Below are 16,657 nucleotides of genomic sequence, written 5' to 3'. Positions count from 1 at the left end.
AAAAAAGATTTTTTCAATCGATCCATCAACAAAACTAATAGAGCCTCAATCGTCCGAGGTCTTTTGCTTGTATTCGCACAAATCCTCGATCCGGCAACTGCCACAGCGCGGCTTGCGGGCCAGGCAAACATAGCGTCCATGAAGAATCAGCCAGTGATGGGCGTCGAGCAGATATTCCTTGGGCACGAATTTCATCAGTTTCTGCTCCACTTCGACCACGTTCTTGCCGGGAGCAATGCCAGTACGGTTGCTGACCCGGAAAATGTGAGTGTCTACGGCCATGGTCAGCTGACGAAAGGCGGTATTGAGCACCACGTTGGCGGTCTTTCGACCGACACCGGGTAAAGCCTCCAGCGCCTCGCGAGTTTGCGGTACTTCGCCTCCATGGCGCTCCACCAGCAAGCGACAGGTTTCGATCACGTTTTTCGCTTTGCTGTTGAACAGGCCGATGGTCTTGATGTACTCCGACAGCCCTTCGACGCCCAAGGCATGGATCGCCGCTGGCGTATTGGCCACCGGGAACAGTTTGGCGGTGGCCTTGTTCACGCCGACATCGGTCGACTGCGCCGAGAGAATCACGGCGATCAGCAATTCGAACGGTGAGGCGTAGGCCAGTTCGGTCTTCGGTTCAGGGTTGTCTTCGTGAAACCTGCGGAAAATTTCAAGACGTTTTGCGGCATTCATGGGCGATGCGTTTCCTCGAAGGCAGTCAATGTGGGGCAGCCGGGCGGCGGGTCCAGGCTTGATGTGCGGCGATCAGCAGTCCCAGCAGAATAAACCCGCCAGGGGCCAGCGTGGCCAGGTGCAGGCCACCGTCGGCGATCAGCGTCCAGCCTTGCCAGTCCAGTTGCGTGGCACCGGCCATCCAGGACAGATGGCTACCGAGTGTCCCGTTGCCGATGAACTCGCGCAGCAAGCCCAAGCCCGCCATCAAGGCGCCGAACAGACCACACAGACTCAGTCGATCACGCCATGTGCCCTGGAAAAAACCATTATGTTCCAGCACAACGCATTGCAGGGCGATCAACCCTGCGTAGAAACCCAGGTGCTGGTGCCATTGGAGCGACCAGGCTTGCGTGGCAAGTTCCGCACAACTGGTCAGCGTGGCCGCCAGCAGCAGGCATGCCAGCAAATGTGTGGCCGGCATCAGTCGCGAGCGCAAAGCGCCCATGCTTACACCATAAACACTGAGCACCAGGGCGAACATCAGCCATAGGCCCAGGGCCGTTACCAATGAATCAGTGACACCGATCAACGGCGTTAGCATCAGCGAGTTCTGCAGGGTTGATGACTTATTCATGAGCGCTGCTCCCGATCAGCAGTTGCCGGTGTTCATCGAAGTAGCGCAGCGCGTCATGGGTGGCATTGATCACCGCTCTTGAGGTGATGGTCGCGCCCGCGATCTGATCGAATTGCCCTTGGTCCTTTTTCAAGGCCCAGCCATTGTCATCGGGGTCGGCTAGCGATTTGCCGGTAAACACCTGAAGCCAGGCATTGGGCCAGTCGGCGAGCTTGCCGCCCAGCCCCGGGGTTTCCGATTGCTTGAGGGTTTTGACCCCCACTAACTTGCCTTGGCGGTCGATGGCGATCAGCAATTCGAGGGAGCCGACGTAGCCCAGAGTCTGGCTGCGCAGCAACACGGCGCTCGGTTGGCCGGCCTTGGACGCCAGATAGCCACCCAACAGTGTGCTGTTGGCCAGGCGAGTGTTTTCGAGACCGAGGGGGTGTTCCAGTGGCTGATTGTCGTAGCTGTCGGGCGGTAGCAGATCCAGTAACCGGCGGCTGTCGATCAGGCGTTGTTCGGCGGCAATGCGCGCGGCGCTGGTGTGCTGCACGAGGTAAGTCGCGCCCATCCCCAGGCCTGCCAGCACTACCAGGATCACAACGCTCGTCGCTCGGTTCATGGGGCAACCTGCTCCTGTCTGGGCGCGGCAAACCGCTCCAGCGCCGGTACACAGAGATTCATCAGCAAAACCGCAAAGGCCACACCGTCCGGATACCCGCCCCACGTGCGAATCAGGTAAGTCAGTAACCCCACGCCTGCGCCAAACAGTAATCGGGCGATGGGGCTTTTTGCACCGGATATCGGTTCCGTCACGATGAAGAAGGCACCGAGCATGCTCGCGCCGGTGAGCAGATGAAACAGTGGCGAGCCATGAGAATCGGAGCCCGTACCGTTCCAGCACAACAGGCTGATGATGAACAGGCTGGCGAGCATGCCGACCGGCGCATGCCAACTGAATACCCGTCGCTGCAGCAGAAACGCACCGCCTGCCAGAAACGCCAGGTTGACCCATTCCACGCCTCGGCCGCCGAAACGGCCGAATGCCGGATTGCCGGAGAACAGTTCGTCCATGGTCAGGCTTTTGTTGATTCGCAGACTGTCCAGCGCCGTGGCCTGGGCCCACGCATCGGGTGTCTGGCCGAAGCTGAAGCCGAACACCTGTTGCAGCCCACCGAACAAATCCATGCCATGGGACGCCGGCCAATGGGTCATTGGCTGGGGAAACATCACCAGGACCAGCGCGAAACCGAGCATTGCCGGATTGAACGGATTCTTGCCGACGCCGCCATACAAGTGCTTGCCGAAAAACAGTCCGAACGCCGCAGCGCTAACCGTCAGCCACCAAGGGCAATAAGGCGGCAAGGCCAGCGCCAACAGCGTCGCACTGACCAGCGCACTGCCGTCGCTCAACGTCGGTTTTACCGGTTGCTTGCGCAGCTGTAACACCGCCGCTTCAACGGCCAACGCGGTTGCCGCCGTCAGAACCAGGTTGATCAACACCCCCCAACCGTACAGCCAGAACAACATCAGCATCCCCGGCACAGTGGCCAGCAATACCAGCTTCATGGCCTGTTGAAGGCGTTCGTCCACCGATTCAAGGGGCGGCATAGGCATCCACCTGACGCTCGGCTTCGCTGAGCGCTTGTTGCAACGCTTCGATCTGTTCGGCCGGCGCCTCGCTTGTTTGAGCTTTCTTGAGTTCGGCGCGCCGCATGGCCAGCTGGATCTTCGCCCGTTTCAGCTCGGCATCTTTGGCCGGGGCAGGTGGCGCTAAGACCGGCGGTGAGCCGCTTTCCAGTTGCGCCAGCGCCTGTTCGGCGGCTTCGAACTGCTGTTGCAGCACGATCAGTTGCGATTGCTGTTCGAAGGTCGGCGGATGCCCGAAGGCCTTGAGCGACTTGTTCAGCTGCGCCCGGCTCATCGCCAGATCGACCTTGGCCTTTTTCAATGCCGCATCGGCATTGGCGGCTTTCTGTGCGCGGACGCGCTCGAGTGCGGCCTGAACCGGGTCGAGCGTCACTTCGCTGTGCTGCACGGCGCGTTGGGCACGGGCCTGGCGTTCGGCGAGTTTCTGTTGCTCTTCGCGATGCAAGCGGGCATTGCGCTGTTCGAAACGGCGTCGCGCGTGATTGCGCTTGGCGGCCCGGGCCTGTTGTTCCTCCAGGCTGAACGCCAGCCCACCGACAATCGGCAGCACCGTGGCCCGTGGTAACGGATGCATCTCGATGCAATCCACCGGGCAGGGCGCCACGCAGAGGTCGCAACCGGTGCATTCGTCGACGATGACCGTGTGCATGAATTTCGCCGCGCCGACAATGGCGTCGACCGGGCAGGCCTGGATGCACTTGGTGCAGCCGATGCATTCGGCTTCGCGGATGTAAGCGATCTGCGCGGGTGCTGAACCGCGACTGACGTCCAGTTCCAGCACCGGCACTTTCAGCAGATCGGCCAGGGCCGCAATGGTTTCGCTGCCGCCCGGTGGACACTTGTTGATCGGCTCGCCGCTGGCGATGCCTTCGGCGTAGGGTTTGCATCCCGGGTGGCCACACTTGCCGCATTGGGTCTGCGGCAAGAGGGCGTCGATGCGTTGAATCAGACTCATGTTTTGATCAGCCCGCTGAATCCGAGAAAAACCACCGCGATCAATCCGGCGCCGATCAATTCGATCGGCAGGCCGCGAAAGGGCAGGGGGATATCGTTATCGAGTGTGCGCTGGCGCAAGTCGCTGAACAGACTCAGCACCAGCCAGAACCCCAGCCCGGCGCCAAGGCTCAGGGCTATGGCGTGGAAAACTCCCTTGTCTTCTTGAGCGTTGAGCAACGTCAGCCCAAGTACCCCGGCATTCCCCAGCAGCAGGGGCCAGAGACCATCGAATGAAAGCTTCGCCAATAACCGTGAAAGCAGCTTCAGCAGGGGGGCGATCAGCAGAACGCTCAACGGCAGGAACACGAACAGACGCAACGACGTCAGCCCCAATGGCACCAGTAGCCAGTGGTAGAGCGCATAGCCGAGTATGCCGACGATCAGCATCAGGCACGTTGTCGCGATACCCAGCGCGTGGACCTGTGGCCGCTCGCTGCCCAGCACCGGATCGACGCCCAGCGGCCAATGCAACACGAGGTTGTTGATCAGGGCAGCGCTGATAAGCGTAAGAAGCAGTTCGGTCATGATCAGTCTACCTGAAGCGTCCGTATCCACACATCGTTGGGCTGCTGGGTAAATCTGTAGGCGCTGCCGCAGGCTGCGATCTTTTGACTTTGTTTTTTAAAGACAAGGTCAAAAGATCGCAGCCTCGTTTCACTCGACAGCGCCTACAAGGTGAGGCAGGAGTTGAGAGATAGTATGGGCCAGACATGAAAAACCCACAGTCATGCCAGGCACGACTGTGGGATCGGTCCAGCGGATCGAGCCTTACTTGATGCGCTGACCCGGCTTGGCGCCGCTGTCGGGGCTCAGCAGGTAGATTTCTTCACCGCCAGGGCCTGCCGCCATCACCATGCCTTCAGAGATCCCGAATTTCATTTTGCGGGGCTTGAGGTTGGCGATCATCATGGTCAGGCGACCATTGAGCTTGGATGGGTCCGGGTAGGCGCTCTTGATCCCGGAGAACACGTTGCGTTGCTCGTCACCGATGTCCAGGGTCAGGCGCAGCAGCTTGTCGGCACCTTCCACGGCTTCGGCCTTGAGGATCAGCGCAACGCGCAGGTCTACAGCGGCAAAGGTGTCGAACTCGATCTCTGGCGACAGCGGATCCTTGGCCAGTTCACCGTTGCCGACGGGTGCAGCTTCGCCGGTGTCGGTTGCGCTGGCGGTCAGGTCTTCTTTCGAGGCGTCGGTCATAGCTTGTACTTTTACCGGGTCGATGCGGGTCATCAACGGTTTGAACTCGTTCAGCTGATGGTTGCTGAGCAAGGTGGCGTGATCGTTCCAGGTCAGCGGGGCGACGTTCAGGAACGCCTCGGCATCGGCGGCCAGCAGCGGCAATACCGGCTTGAGGAAAATCACCAGTTGGCGGAACAGGTTGATGCCCAAGGCGCAAATGGCCTGGACTTCATCGTGCTTGCCTTCCTGTTTGTTCAGCGACCACGGCGCCTTGTCGGCGATCCAGGCGTTGGCGCGGTCGGCCAGGCCCATGATTTCGCGCATGGCACGTGCGAAGTCGCGAGCCTCATAGGCATCGGCAATGCTTGGCGCTGCGGCCAAAAAGGCGTCGGTCAGTTCCGGCGCGGCGTTGCCGGCTACCAGTACACCGGCGTTGCCTTTATGGATGAAACCGGCGCAACGGCTGGCGATGTTGACGACTTTGCCGACCAGGTCGGAGTTGACCTTCTGCACGAAGTCTTCGAGGTTCAGGTCCAGGTCATCGACGCCACGGCCCAGCTTGGCGGCGTAGTAGTAGCGCAGGTATTCCGGCGACAGGTGATCCAGGTAAGTCCGCGCCTTGACGAACGTGCCGCGGGACTTGGACATCTTCTGGCCGTTGACGGTCAGGTAGCCGTGTACGTTGATGCCGGTCGGTTTGCGGAAACCGGCGCCTTCAAGCATGGCTGGCCAGAACAGGGCGTGGAAGTTGACGATGTCCTTGCCGATGAAATGGTACAGCTCGGCGGTGGAATCCTTGCCCCAGAACGCGTCGAAGTCCAGGTCCGGACGGCGGGCGCAGAGGTTCTTGAAGCTGGCCATGTAGCCGATTGGCGCATCCAGCCACACGTAGAAATATTTACCCGGCTCGTCGGGAATCTCGAAGCCGAAGTACGGCGCGTCGCGGGAGATATCCCACTGTTGCAGGCCGGCATCCAGCCACTCGGCGATCTTGTTGGCCACGGCTTCTTGCAACGTGCCGCTGCGGGTCCAGGCTTGCAGCATTTCCTGGAAGTCCGGCAGCTTGAAGAAGAAGTGCTGGGAATCCTTGAGCACCGGAGTGGCGCCGGAGATTGCCGACTTCGGATCCTTGAGGTCGGTCGGCGCGTAGGTCGCACCGCATTTTTCGCAGTTGTCGCCGTACTGGTCTTCGGTGCCGCATTTGGGGCAGGTGCCCTTGATGAAGCGGTCGGCCAGGAACATTTTCTTTTCCGGGTCGAAGTACTGGGTGATCGAGCGCTTGGCGATGTGCCCGGCCTCGCGCAGCTTCAGGTAGATCTGGCTCGACAGCTCACGGTTTTCTTCAGCGTGAGTGGAGTGGAAGTTGTCGAAGTCCACCAGGAACTCGGCAAAGTCGGCGCTGTGTTCAGCCTGGACATTGGCGATCAGTTGTTCCGGGGTGATGCCTTCCTTTTCCGCGCGCAACATGATGGCCGAACCGTGGGCGTCGTCGGCGCAGACATAAATGCATTGGTTACCGCGATGCTTCTGGAAGCGCACCCACATATCGGTCTGGATGTATTCCAGCATATGGCCGAGGTGGATCGAACCATTGGCATAGGGCAGGGCGCTGGTGACGAGGATCTTGCGTGGCTCGGACATGGGGCTCGGCTACTTGATGAAACGGAGGTCGGCCACTATAAAGCGCTGGCGCATATTTTTCACCCTTCAGGCCTGTTTCCGGATGCATCGGCCCTGAAAAAAGTGGTGATGAGTTCGCTGCGTGCAAGAGGGCTTTTGTGGCGAGGGAGCTTGCTCCCGTTGGGTGGCGAAGCCGCCCTAACCCCTGCCACCCGGTTCCGACAGAAGGATCGCGTCAGCTGGATTACGACTGCTGCGCAGTCGAGCGGGAGCAAGCTCCCTCGCCACAGGGATGTGTTTGCCAGAAATCGTCGCGGGGCATGCCGTCTATGATGTAGAACGGTTAGGATACCCGCCTGATTTTCCAGTCTTGCTATCGGAGTTGCCCATGAGCGCCGTCAATCGCGCAGCGGTGGAAGCCGTCCTTCGCCAATACACCGACCCTTACCTGAACCAGGACCCGGTCAGCGCCGGGTGCGTGCGCAGCATCGACATCCAGGGTGATCGCGTCAGCGTCCAGCTGGAGCTGGGCTATGCCGCCGGTCTGTTCAAGAGCGGCTGGGCGCAGTTGTTGCAACTGGCCATCGAAGGCCTGGACGGCGTCGTCACCGCGCGCGTCGAGATCACCAGTGTGATTGCCGCGCACAAAGCCCAGGCACAGATTCCGGGGTTGGCCAACGTCAAGAACGTCGTGGCCGTAGCGTCCGGCAAGGGGGGCGTGGGCAAGTCCACCACGGCCGCCAACCTGGCCCTCGCGCTGTCCCGTGAAGGCGCCAAAGTCGGGATTCTCGACGCGGATATCTACGGTCCGAGCCAGGGCATCATGTTCGGCATCCCTGAAGGTACCCGACCAAAGGTCAAGGATCAGAAGTGGTTCATTCCGATTGAGTCCCATGGTGTCGAAGTGATGTCCATGGCCTTCCTGACTGACGACAACACGCCGATGGTTTGGCGGGGGCCGATGGTGTCCGGTGCCTTGTTGCAACTGGTCACGCAAACGGCCTGGGGCGATCTGGATTACCTGGTCATCGACATGCCGCCAGGCACCGGCGATATCCAGTTGACCCTGGCGCAGAAAGTCCCGGTGGCCGGTGCGGTAATCGTGACCACCCCGCAGGATCTGGCATTGCTGGACGCGCGCAAGGGCGTGGAGATGTTCCGCAAGGTCAACATCCCGGTGCTGGGCGTGGTGGAAAACATGGCCGTGCACATCTGCTCCAACTGCGGGCATGCCGAGCATCTGTTCGGTGAGGGTGGCGGCGTGAAGCTGGCCAACCAGTACGGTGTCGAACTGTTGGCTTCGTTGCCACTGTCGATGCTGATCCGCGAACAGGCCGATGGCGGCAAGCCGACGGTGATCGCCGAGCCAGACAGCCAGATTGCGATGGTTTACCAGGAACTGGCTCGCCATGTCGGCGCGCGGATTGTGTTGCAGGAAGCGGCGACGCCAGCGATGCCGAACATCACTGTCAGCGACGATTAAATCGTTTGTGTAGGAGCCAGGCTTGCCGGCGAAGGCGTCCTCAAGCCCGCTTTCGCCGGCAAGCCTGGCTCCTACAGGAGCGTGATCTTGCTTTAGATCCGCAACCCGCCATCCAACTCAAGAATCCGACCGGTGTAGTAGTCGTTCTCGAAAATGTACGCTGCCGACTGGGCGATCTCTTCAGGTTTGCCCATGCGCTTGAGCGGAATCCCGGACGTCATTTTCTCCAGCGCTTCGGGCTTCATGCTCAGGGTCATCTCGGTTTCGATGAAACCCGGCGCAATGCCCGCCACGCGAATACCGTAGCGCGCCAGTTCCTTGGCCCAGGTCACGGTCGCCGCAGCAACACCGGCCTTGGCGGCGGAGTAGTTGGTCTGGCCGATGTTGCCGGCGCGTGAGATCGACGAGATATTGATGATCGCGCCGCTGTTTTTCAGCTCGACCATTTTCGCGGCGACCTCACGGGTACACAGGAACACACCGGTCAGATTGACGTCGATCACCGCCTGCCATTGGGCCAGGCTCATCTTGGTCATTTCGCCGTCCTTGACCTTCAGCAGCAGGCCGTCGCGCAGAATGCCGGCGTTGTTGATCAGGCCATGGATTGCGCCGAAATCGTCGGCCACCTGAGCGGCCATATGGGTCACTTGCTCTTCATCTGCAACGTTGCACAGGTAGGCGCGGGCCTCGACACCCTTGGCTTTGCAAGCCGCGACGGCAGCGTCGAGTTTTTCCTGATTCAGGTCCACCAGCGCCAGCTTCGCGCCTTTGCCTGCGAGATACTCGGCCATGGAGCGGCCTAAACCCTGGCAACCGCCGGTGATAATGATTACTTTGTCAGTGAGTTGCATTCGCATAGCCCCATAGCAGTTCGGAGTGGTTTTCCTTCTATTCTAGAGGGCCTCTCGATCTGAGCCTGATATGGCCTGGCTGCACATGAGAACTGCCCCTATGGCGTGCTGGAACTTTAACCAGGCGCCTGTCCGTTTTTTTGACGGATTCTATATAAGGAGTCATAAATTGAGCGTTGTAGTGGCTAAGCATGCCCGAGAATTGCTTCTCAAGGAATACCGTGGAGTGCTCTCGACGCACTCCAAAGCGATGCCCGGTTTTCCGTTTGGCTCCGTGGTTCCCTACTGCCTGGATGAGCTGGGCCGACCGCTGATCCTTATCAGCCGCATCGCTCAGCACACTCACAACCTGCAGAAAGATCCGAAATGTTCGCTGCTGGTGGGTGAGCGTGAAGCCGAAGACGTACAAGCCGTTGGTCGCCTGACTTACCTCGCCGAGGCAGAAAAGCTCCAAGACCCCGTTGCCATCGAGGCGGCAGCCGAGCGTTACTATCGCTATTTCCCCGATTCGCAGAACTATCACAAGGCCCATGATTTCGATTTCTGGGTGCTTAAAGAGGTACGTCACCGCTACATTGGCGGCTTCGGTGCGATCCACTGGATCGATCAGTTGGCCCTTGCCAACCCGTTCGCCGGCAAGGCCGAAGTGAGCATGGTCGAGCACATGAATGCCGATCACGCCAAAGCCATCGCCCACTACGTCGAGCTGGCGGGTCTGCCGAAAACCGCTCCGGCACAATTGGCCGGTATCGACACCGAAGGCATGCACTTGCGCATCGGCCAGGGGCTCTACTGGCTGCCGTTTCAAACGCCCTGTAATACGCCGACACAAGTCCGGGAAGCCTTGGTTTTCCTGGCTCACGCCGAGCATTGGCCGAAAAATGAAGTGGCCGACGCTTGAATTCACGAAACGGCGACGTCATCTAAGGAAAACTGGCAAGGTATTCTTGCGTTGAGGAACCATTTGATGCGCCCTTTTTTATTGCTCTTTGTACTGTTCCCGGTGTTGGAGCTGTTCGTATTCGTCAAGGTTAGCGGGGCGATCGGGTTTTTCCCGGCCCTGCTGCTGGTCATTCTCGGCTCGATGCTCGGCGTGTTCGTGCTGCGTGTCGCCGGTCTTGCTACTGCGCTGCGCGCCCGTGAAAGCCTGAACCGCGGCGAGCTGCCGGCCCAGACCATGCTCGAAGGCCTGATGCTGGCCCTGGCGGGCGGTCTGTTGATTCTGCCGGGCTTCGTCACCGACGTGCTGGGCCTGATCATGTTGCTGCCGATCTCTCGCCGACTGCTGGCCAACAAAATGCGTCGGCGCGCCGAGGAACAAGCGATGCGTCAGCGTGCGTTCGCCGATGACCTCCAGCCACGGGGCGGTCCTGCTCCGCAGCAGCCATTGGGCCGTGAGCCCAATGTGATCGAAGGCGAGTTCGAACACCGCGATTCCAAGTAACACTTCCATCGACACGGCACCTTCGGGTGCCGTGTTGGTTTTCAGGGCCTCGACGTAAAAAAATTTCGCTCCCCGCCCTTGAAATAAGCTTGTGCGCCCTTATGTAACGGTCACCGCAAGGTTTCTGGCAATTGCGCCAGACAGACTTCCGCGGTTCGCTTGACGAACCGCACCCGGCACCGCCGGATTTGTTAAACCCGCCGGGAATACACCGGCCGATGAAAACCACAATTAGGAGAGATCGACAATGAAGCTTCGTCCTCTGCATGACCGCGTCGTCGTCCGTCGCAGCGAAGAAGAAAAGAAAACCGCTGGCGGTATCGTCCTGCCAGGTTCGGCTGCTGAAAAGCCAAACCAGGGTGAAGTCCTCGCCGTAGGCCCAGGCAAAGCACTGGACAACGGTGAAGTGCGTGCGCTGGCCGTGAAAGTGGGTGACAAGGTTGTGTTCGGCCCTTACTCCGGCAGCAACACTGTGAAAGTTGACGGCGAAGACCTGCTGGTAATTGGCGAGAGCGAAATCCTCGCCGTTATCGAAGGCTGATTCCCCGCTCATTTTCCCGCTACTACAAAGTATTTAAGGAATATCGATCATGGCTGCTAAAGAAGTTAAATTCGGCGATTCCGCCCGCAAGAAAATGCTCGCCGGTGTCAACGTCCTGGCTGACGCAGTAAAAGCGACCCTGGGCCCTAAAGGCCGTAACGTGATCATCGAGAAGAGCTTCGGCGCTCCGACCATCACCAAGGACGGCGTTTCCGTTGCCAAAGAAATCGAGCTGAAAGATCGCTTCGAAAACATGGGCGCGCAGCTGGTCAAAGACGTTGCCTCCCGTGCCAACGATGACGCAGGCGACGGCACCACCACCGCTACCGTTCTGGCTCAATCGATCGTCAACGAAGGCCTGAAAGCCGTCGCTGCCGGCATGAACCCGATGGACCTGAAGCGCGGTATCGACAAAGCGACCATCGCGATCGTCAAAGAATTGAAAGCCCTGTCCAAGCCTTGCGCTGACACCAAGGCCATCGCTCAGGTCGGCACCATCTCGGCCAACTCCGACAGCTCCATCGGCGACATCATTGCCGAAGCCATGGAAAAAGTCGGTAAAGAAGGCGTGATCACCGTTGAAGAAGGCTCGGGCCTGGAAAACGAACTGTCGGTTGTTGAAGGCATGCAGTTCGACCGTGGCTACCTGTCCCCGTACTTCGTCAACAAGCCAGAGACCATGACCGCCGAGCTGGATGGTCCGCTGATCCTGCTGGTCGACAAAAAGATCTCCAACATCCGCGAAATGCTGCCAGTACTGGAAGCCGTTGCCAAAGCCGGCCGTCCACTGCTGATCGTGGCCGAAGACGTTGAAGGCGAAGCCCTGGCGACTCTGGTTGTGAACAACATGCGTGGCATCGTTAAAGTCGCAGCCGTCAAGGCTCCAGGCTTCGGCGACCGTCGCAAGGCCATGCTGCAGGACATCGCTGTTCTGACTGGCGGTACCGTTATCTCCGAAGAGATCGGTCTGAGCCTGGAAAGCACTACCCTGGAACACCTGGGTAATGCCAAGCGCGTGATCCTGTCCAAAGAAAACACCACCGTGATCGACGGTGCCGGCGTTGAGGCTGACATCCAGGCTCGCGTGACCCAGATCCGTCAACAAGTGGCTGACACTTCGTCCGACTACGACCGTGAAAAACTGCAAGAGCGCCTGGCCAAGCTGTCCGGCGGCGTTGCAGTGATCAAGGTTGGCGCCGGTTCCGAAGTTGAAATGAAAGAGAAGAAAGCCCGCGTTGAAGACGCCCTGCACGCTACCCGTGCAGCCGTTGAAGAAGGCGTGGTACCTGGCGGTGGCGTGGCACTGGTTCGCGCTCTGCAGGCTATCTCCGAGCTGAAAGGCGACAACGATGACCAGAACGTTGGCATCCAGTTGCTGCGTCGCGCTGTTGAAGCGCCACTGCGTCAGATCGTTGCCAACTCCGGCGACGAGCCAAGCGTAGTCGTCGACAAGGTCAAGCAGGGTTCGGGTAACTTCGGTTACAACGCTGCGACCGGCGAATACGGCGACATGATCGAAATGGGTATCCTGGACCCGGCTAAAGTGACTCGTTCGGCTCTGCAAGCGGCTTCGTCGATTGCCAGCCTGATGATCACCACCGAAGCCATGATCGCCGAGATCAAGGACGACGCACCAGCTGGCGGCGGTATGCCAGACATGGGCGGTATGGGCGGCATGGGCGGCATGATGTAAGCCAGCCTTACCCCGTACATAAAAACCCCGCCGGCATTAAGCCGGCGGGGTTTTTTATTGCCCGTCACAAAGGTGTGTTGTTCATGAGGGCCCCTTCGCGGGCAAGCCTCGCTCCTACAGGTATTGAGTCGGACGCAATACCCGCGCACGCCATGAACCTGTAGGAGCGAGGCTTGCCCGCGAAGGCGTCAGATCAGACGTTGACAGGTTCCGCGCTGTCTACTCGCTCAGCCTCGGACGCCGGTCGATAAAGAATGTAGTAATACGCTCCCAAACAAATCAACCAGCAGAAAATCGCCGTCCACACGTTGTGCGAAAAGAAGTGTGCCCCCTGCATCATCCGGCTGATGGAAAACACCGAACCCAACGCGAAGGCGAAGACAAAGGCTTTGCGCGCCAGCCGCGGGCGACGGTCGCGCAACACGAAGAACAGCGCAAACAATGTGAAGCCAGTCGCCGCATGACCACCGGGCCAGCAGCGGCCTGGCTTGTCGGTGTGCGGGCGAGGGCTGAGCAGTTCGCTGTAGGTTTCGTGCCCGCCGAATTGCTCCAGGCTCCATGGGCATTGCACGGCCGTCACTGCTTTGACCGGGGTGACGAACGAGGTTGCCAGTGCCAGAGACAACACCAGGCAACCCAGTTCACGTTTGAACGGTTTGAGCCTTTCCATGAAAAAGGAGCCGACGAAGCCCAGAATGGAGAACACCGAAAAGGCGATGACCACTTGCTTGGCCCGGTCATGCAGGATGTTTTCCAGGAAGTAGCTGTGCCGTCCGATGAACTCGCCTGCCACCGGGTCATAGAACCGCTTGGCAAGGTCCATGTCCAGGGACGTCAGTTCGAGCAACAGCAGGGTGATCGCCGCAATGGCGGGCACTCCCAGGCATAGCCATATATTCAATGGCCTGGAAGCGGGGCGGGCAGCGGTCGAAGCCATGGCAATTCCTTGGTGAGTGAAATGTTCTGAAGAGCGCAACCGCGGAAGTCTGAACACGCCTCTGTCGTCAGCCTGTGAATCGATGGTGAAAAAGTTGTTAAGGCCGTTTCAGGTTTTTTTGTCGGATTTAACCCCTGCACGCCGCCCTATCCCTGAGCCACACTTGGCCTTAAGCTGCGCGCCAAGACAGCCGTTACTGTGTACGGAGGAGGTGCCGATGCGAATTCTATTGGTTGAAGACAACCGCGATATCCTGGCCAACCTGGCCGATTATCTGGGGCTCAAGGGTTACACCGTGGATTGCGCCCAGGACGGTCTGTCAGGCCTGCACCTGGCTGCCACCGAGCATTACGACTTGATCGTGCTCGACATCATGCTGCCCGGCATCGATGGCTACACCCTGTGCAAACGCCTGCGCGAGGATGCCCGCCGCGACACGCCAGTGATCATGCTCACTGCCCGCGATCAACTGGATGATCGTTTACAAGGCTTCAAATCCGGTGCTGACGACTATCTGATCAAACCCTTTGCCCTGTCCGAACTGGCCGCGCGGATCGAGGCGGTCATGCGCCGTGCCCAAGGGGGCGGTCGCCGTACCTTGCAGGTCGGCGATCTGAGCTACGACCTCGATACCCTGGAAGTGACGCGCGAAGGCCGTCTGCTGAAACTCAACCCGGTGGGCCTGAAGTTGCTGGCCGTATTGATGCAGAAAAGCCCCCATGTGTTACGCCGCGAGGTCCTCGAAGAAGCCCTGTGGGGCGATGACTGCCCGGACAGCGACAGCCTGCGCAGCCACGTCCATCAACTGCGCCAGGTGATCGACAAGCCGTTCGACAAGCCCTTGCTGCACACGGTGCATGGCGTCGGTTATCGCTTGGCCGAGGGCCGTGATGGAGTTTAAGCAGAGCCTTTCTCAGCGGATCATCATCGCCTTTGCGTTGATGAGCGCGCTGGTGGCGGGAGCCTTCGCCATGGGCATTGTGGCGACTGTGCACCTGGTGGAAGAGAAGCTGATTTCGGCAGGTCTGGGCGGCGATTTGCAACGCCTGTTGCTGATGGACAGCGTGTCGGACTGGAGCCACCGCCCCGAGCCGGACCAACTGTTCTATTTCAGCGGCGGCCCGGGCGACTTCGAATTACCCAAGGATTTGCGGCACCTGGATTCAGGCTTTCATGAAGTCTTTCGCGAGCAGCTGTCATATCACGCGATGGTCGAAGTCGTTGACGGTCGGCGTTACGTGCTGATGCAGGACCAGAGCGATTTCGAAGAGCGTGAGCGGGTGTTGTTTGCCGTGGTGCTGGTGGGTTTCGTGCTGAGCCTGGCATTGGCGGTATTTCTGGGCTGGGTGTTGGCGCGCAAGGTTATGGCGCCGGTGGTGCGACTGGCCCGTCAGGTGCGTCATCGCGATCAATTGCTGGGCCTGGCGCCGCCATTGGCGCCGGATTATGCCGCCGATGAAGTGGGCGAACTGGCCGTGGCCTTCGACGCCACCCTTGGGCGTTTGCGTCAAGCATTGACCCGTGAGCGATTGTTCACCAGTGACGTCAGCCACGAGCTACGCACGCCGTTGATGGTGTTGGCCAGTTCCTGTGAGCTGTTGCTGGAAAACCCCGGTATCGATCAGCGCGGGCGCGCCCAGGTAGAGCGCATCGCCCGTGCGTGTGCCGAGATGCGCGAGCTGGTGCAAACCTTCCTCATGCTGGCTCGTGCTCAACATGAAGACGCCAGCATGGCCCCCCAGCAGACCCTGAGCCAAGTGGCCGACGGGCTACTTTCTCAATGGCGCGAGCCGATCGAAGCCAAGGGCCTGACGCTGAACGTTGAGCCGGGCAATCCGCCGGACACCCGCTATAACGCGACCCTGCTGCATGCGGTGATGGGTAACCTGTTGCGTAATGCGCTGCATTACACCGAGCACGGGTTTATCCGTTTGGCGCTGACGGATACGGGGTTCGTGGTCGAGGACAGTGGAGTGGGTATTCCCGAGGAAAAACGTGAGGCGATGTTCGAGCCTTTCGTGCGCGGCAACGAGAAACGTGGCGAGGGGCTAGGGCTGGGACTGTCGTTGGTGCAGCGGATTTGTGAGAACCAGGGGTGGAGCGTCCGCTTGACGAACATGGAACCCAATGGCTGCCGTTTTGAGGTGGATTTGAGCCCTTCCCGGATCTGATGGAAAAACGAAATTCGGCTCTGTAAAACCCTGAAATAATTCCGGGTTTTACATGACAAATTTTTCACAAATGCACGACCTGACACTGACACCGCGCTACCTAAGGTGGTGGTCATCAGAAGTTCAGGAGACTGCAGTGATGGCTGGCCCGATCAAACTCGATTTTTCCGAAAAGTACGACGATCAACACGCCCAGAAGTATTTGCGCAAACATCAGACAGGTCTTGGTCGCCGACTGTCCCACTGGCGTGACGAACAATTGGCGCGAAAAGCGCTGACGCTGGCCGGTGAGCCAGGATTGCTCCTCGATTTACCGTGCGGAGCGGGGCGTTTCTGGCCGCTGCTGGCGGAAAAACACAACCGTGTCATCATCGGGGCCGACAACTCGGAGTCCATGTTGAAGACGGCCATGCAGGCGCAACCCGCCGACGTGGTAAAACGGGTACAACCCTTGCACACTTCTGCATTCGACATTGCCTTACCCGATAACGCCGTCGACAGCATTTTCTGTATGCGCTTGCTCCATCACATCGGTGAAGCCGAACATCGACTGGCCATCCTGCGCGAATTCGAGCGCGTCACCCGCGACAGCGTGATTGTTTCGTTGTGGGTGGACGGCAACTTCAAGGCCTGGAAACGCAAGCGCGCCGAGAAAAAGCGTGGGCAGGAGGGTTACCAAAATCGGTTTGTGTTACCGGCTGCCACGGTTGAAAAAGAATTCGAGCAGGCGGGTTTCCGTATCCAGGAGCAACTGGATTTTTTACCGCTCTACGCCATGTGGCGGGTCTACGTATTACGCAAGAGGTAACA

The 16,657-nt window shown here is 59.3% G+C and carries 17 protein-coding genes; 8 read left to right on the top strand and 9 right to left on the bottom strand.

Annotated features, from left to right (window positions below; translation table 11 throughout):
- Positions 1-45: 45 nt before the first annotated feature.
- The 7 genes from nth to metG form a co-directional block, all read right to left on the bottom strand.
- Positions 46-684, bottom strand: a complete 639-nt coding sequence (nth, locus tag PMI18_RS19975) for an endonuclease III (protein ID WP_007898489.1) — start codon at positions 682-684, stop codon at positions 46-48.
- Positions 685-709: 25 nt separating this feature from the next.
- A complete protein-coding gene (locus tag PMI18_RS19980; RefSeq protein WP_007898487.1) occupies positions 710-1,300 on the bottom strand; it encodes an Rnf-Nqr domain containing protein in 591 nt (196 codons plus the stop codon).
- The gene (locus PMI18_RS19985; protein ID WP_007898480.1) at positions 1,293-1,904 is read right to left on the bottom strand and encodes an RnfABCDGE type electron transport complex subunit G; all 612 of its coding nucleotides are present in this window, start codon (positions 1,902-1,904) and stop codon (positions 1,293-1,295) included. Before PMI18_RS19985 ends, PMI18_RS19980 begins: the two co-directional genes overlap by 8 nt.
- Positions 1,901-2,893 (bottom strand): RnfABCDGE type electron transport complex subunit D, encoded by a 993-nt coding sequence (locus PMI18_RS19990; protein ID WP_007898478.1) that lies wholly within the window; start codon positions 2,891-2,893, stop codon positions 1,901-1,903. The genes PMI18_RS19985 and PMI18_RS19990 overlap by 4 nt, the downstream gene beginning before the upstream one ends.
- Positions 2,880-3,887: an electron transport complex subunit RsxB gene (gene rsxB, locus PMI18_RS19995; RefSeq protein ID WP_007898477.1), complete on the bottom strand. Its 1,008-nt coding sequence runs from the start codon at positions 3,885-3,887 to the stop codon at positions 2,880-2,882. The genes PMI18_RS19990 and rsxB overlap by 14 nt, the downstream gene beginning before the upstream one ends.
- The gene (locus tag PMI18_RS20000) at positions 3,884-4,453 is read right to left on the bottom strand and encodes an Rnf-Nqr domain containing protein (protein WP_007898468.1); all 570 of its coding nucleotides are present in this window, start codon (positions 4,451-4,453) and stop codon (positions 3,884-3,886) included. Before PMI18_RS20000 ends, rsxB begins: the two co-directional genes overlap by 4 nt.
- A gap of 243 nt (positions 4,454-4,696) precedes the next feature.
- A complete protein-coding gene (gene metG / locus PMI18_RS20005) occupies positions 4,697-6,748 on the bottom strand; it encodes a methionine--tRNA ligase (RefSeq protein WP_007898459.1) in 2,052 nt (683 codons plus the stop codon).
- Between the two features lie 367 nt (positions 6,749-7,115).
- Here metG and apbC point away from each other — a divergent pair, with 367 nt between their 5' ends.
- Positions 7,116-8,210, top strand: coding sequence for an iron-sulfur cluster carrier protein ApbC (gene apbC, locus PMI18_RS20010; protein ID WP_007898456.1), 1,095 nt, complete (start codon positions 7,116-7,118; stop codon positions 8,208-8,210).
- 92 nt (positions 8,211-8,302) lie between these two features.
- Here apbC and PMI18_RS20015 read toward each other — a convergent pair whose 3' ends face one another.
- Positions 8,303-9,061: an SDR family oxidoreductase gene (locus tag PMI18_RS20015; RefSeq protein ID WP_032835342.1), complete on the bottom strand. Its 759-nt coding sequence runs from the start codon at positions 9,059-9,061 to the stop codon at positions 8,303-8,305.
- Between the two features lie 169 nt (positions 9,062-9,230).
- Here PMI18_RS20015 and PMI18_RS20020 point away from each other — a divergent pair, with 169 nt between their 5' ends.
- The 4 genes from PMI18_RS20020 (at position 9,231) to groL (ending at position 12,739) form a co-directional block, all read left to right on the top strand.
- Positions 9,231-9,962 (top strand): HugZ family pyridoxamine 5'-phosphate oxidase, encoded by a 732-nt coding sequence (locus tag PMI18_RS20020; RefSeq protein ID WP_033036195.1) that lies wholly within the window; start codon positions 9,231-9,233, stop codon positions 9,960-9,962.
- Between the two features lie 66 nt (positions 9,963-10,028).
- Positions 10,029-10,505: an FxsA family protein gene (locus tag PMI18_RS20025; protein ID WP_007898445.1), complete on the top strand. Its 477-nt coding sequence runs from the start codon at positions 10,029-10,031 to the stop codon at positions 10,503-10,505.
- Positions 10,506-10,752: 247 nt separating this feature from the next.
- The gene (locus tag PMI18_RS20030) at positions 10,753-11,046 is read left to right on the top strand and encodes a co-chaperone GroES (protein ID WP_007898444.1); all 294 of its coding nucleotides are present in this window, start codon (positions 10,753-10,755) and stop codon (positions 11,044-11,046) included.
- Positions 11,047-11,095: 49 nt separating this feature from the next.
- Positions 11,096-12,739, top strand: a complete 1,644-nt coding sequence (groL, locus tag PMI18_RS20035; protein ID WP_007898438.1) for a chaperonin GroEL — start codon at positions 11,096-11,098, stop codon at positions 12,737-12,739.
- Between the two features lie 193 nt (positions 12,740-12,932).
- Here the strand turns inward: groL and PMI18_RS20040 are convergent, their stop codons facing one another.
- Entirely contained in the window at positions 12,933-13,676 is a 744-nt protein-coding gene (locus PMI18_RS20040; protein ID WP_007898437.1) for a phosphatase PAP2 family protein, read from the bottom strand.
- A gap of 217 nt (positions 13,677-13,893) precedes the next feature.
- Here PMI18_RS20040 and colR point away from each other — a divergent pair, with 217 nt between their 5' ends.
- The 3 genes from colR (at position 13,894) to PMI18_RS20055 (ending at position 16,655) form a co-directional block, all read left to right on the top strand.
- Positions 13,894-14,577, top strand: coding sequence for a two-component system response regulator ColR (gene colR / locus PMI18_RS20045; protein ID WP_007898434.1), 684 nt, complete (start codon positions 13,894-13,896; stop codon positions 14,575-14,577).
- Positions 14,567-15,847 (top strand): sensor histidine kinase, encoded by a 1,281-nt coding sequence (locus PMI18_RS20050; protein WP_007898433.1) that lies wholly within the window; start codon positions 14,567-14,569, stop codon positions 15,845-15,847. The genes colR and PMI18_RS20050 overlap by 11 nt, the downstream gene beginning before the upstream one ends.
- A gap of 139 nt (positions 15,848-15,986) precedes the next feature.
- Positions 15,987-16,655 (top strand): class I SAM-dependent methyltransferase, encoded by a 669-nt coding sequence (locus tag PMI18_RS20055; RefSeq protein WP_007898432.1) that lies wholly within the window; start codon positions 15,987-15,989, stop codon positions 16,653-16,655.
- The last annotated feature ends 2 nt before the right edge of the window (positions 16,656-16,657 follow it).

It is taken from the genome of Pseudomonas sp. GM102 (genome assembly GCF_000282555.1).
Lineage (GTDB): Bacteria > Pseudomonadota > Gammaproteobacteria > Pseudomonadales > Pseudomonadaceae > Aquipseudomonas.
Note: the sequence above shows the minus strand (reverse complement) of the source record. Positions and strands in the feature narration are given on the sequence as shown.

Coding starts and splice junctions, on each gene's coding strand:
- colR (WP_007898434.1), top strand. CDS start 13,894: ATGCGAATTCTATTGGTTGAAGACAACCGCGATATCCTGGCCAACCTG.
- PMI18_RS20040 (WP_007898437.1), bottom strand. CDS start 13,676: ATGGCTTCGACCGCTGCCCGCCCCGCTTCCAGGCCATTGAATATATGG.
- PMI18_RS20030 (WP_007898444.1), top strand. CDS start 10,753: ATGAAGCTTCGTCCTCTGCATGACCGCGTCGTCGTCCGTCGCAGCGAA.
- PMI18_RS19985 (WP_007898480.1), bottom strand. CDS start 1,904: ATGAACCGAGCGACGAGCGTTGTGATCCTGGTAGTGCTGGCAGGCCTG.
- PMI18_RS20025 (WP_007898445.1), top strand. CDS start 10,029: ATGCGCCCTTTTTTATTGCTCTTTGTACTGTTCCCGGTGTTGGAGCTG.
- groL (WP_007898438.1), top strand. CDS start 11,096: ATGGCTGCTAAAGAAGTTAAATTCGGCGATTCCGCCCGCAAGAAAATG.
- PMI18_RS20050 (WP_007898433.1), top strand. CDS start 14,567: ATGGAGTTTAAGCAGAGCCTTTCTCAGCGGATCATCATCGCCTTTGCG.
- apbC (WP_007898456.1), top strand. CDS start 7,116: ATGAGCGCCGTCAATCGCGCAGCGGTGGAAGCCGTCCTTCGCCAATAC.
- rsxB (WP_007898477.1), bottom strand. CDS start 3,887: ATGAGTCTGATTCAACGCATCGACGCCCTCTTGCCGCAGACCCAATGC.
- metG (WP_007898459.1), bottom strand. CDS start 6,748: ATGTCCGAGCCACGCAAGATCCTCGTCACCAGCGCCCTGCCCTATGCC.
- PMI18_RS19980 (WP_007898487.1), bottom strand. CDS start 1,300: ATGAATAAGTCATCAACCCTGCAGAACTCGCTGATGCTAACGCCGTTG.
- nth (WP_007898489.1), bottom strand. CDS start 684: ATGAATGCCGCAAAACGTCTTGAAATTTTCCGCAGGTTTCACGAAGAC.
- PMI18_RS20055 (WP_007898432.1), top strand. CDS start 15,987: ATGGCTGGCCCGATCAAACTCGATTTTTCCGAAAAGTACGACGATCAA.
- PMI18_RS19990 (WP_007898478.1), bottom strand. CDS start 2,893: ATGCCGCCCCTTGAATCGGTGGACGAACGCCTTCAACAGGCCATGAAG.
- PMI18_RS20000 (WP_007898468.1), bottom strand. CDS start 4,453: ATGACCGAACTGCTTCTTACGCTTATCAGCGCTGCCCTGATCAACAAC.
- PMI18_RS20015 (WP_032835342.1), bottom strand. CDS start 9,061: ATGCAACTCACTGACAAAGTAATCATTATCACCGGCGGTTGCCAGGGT.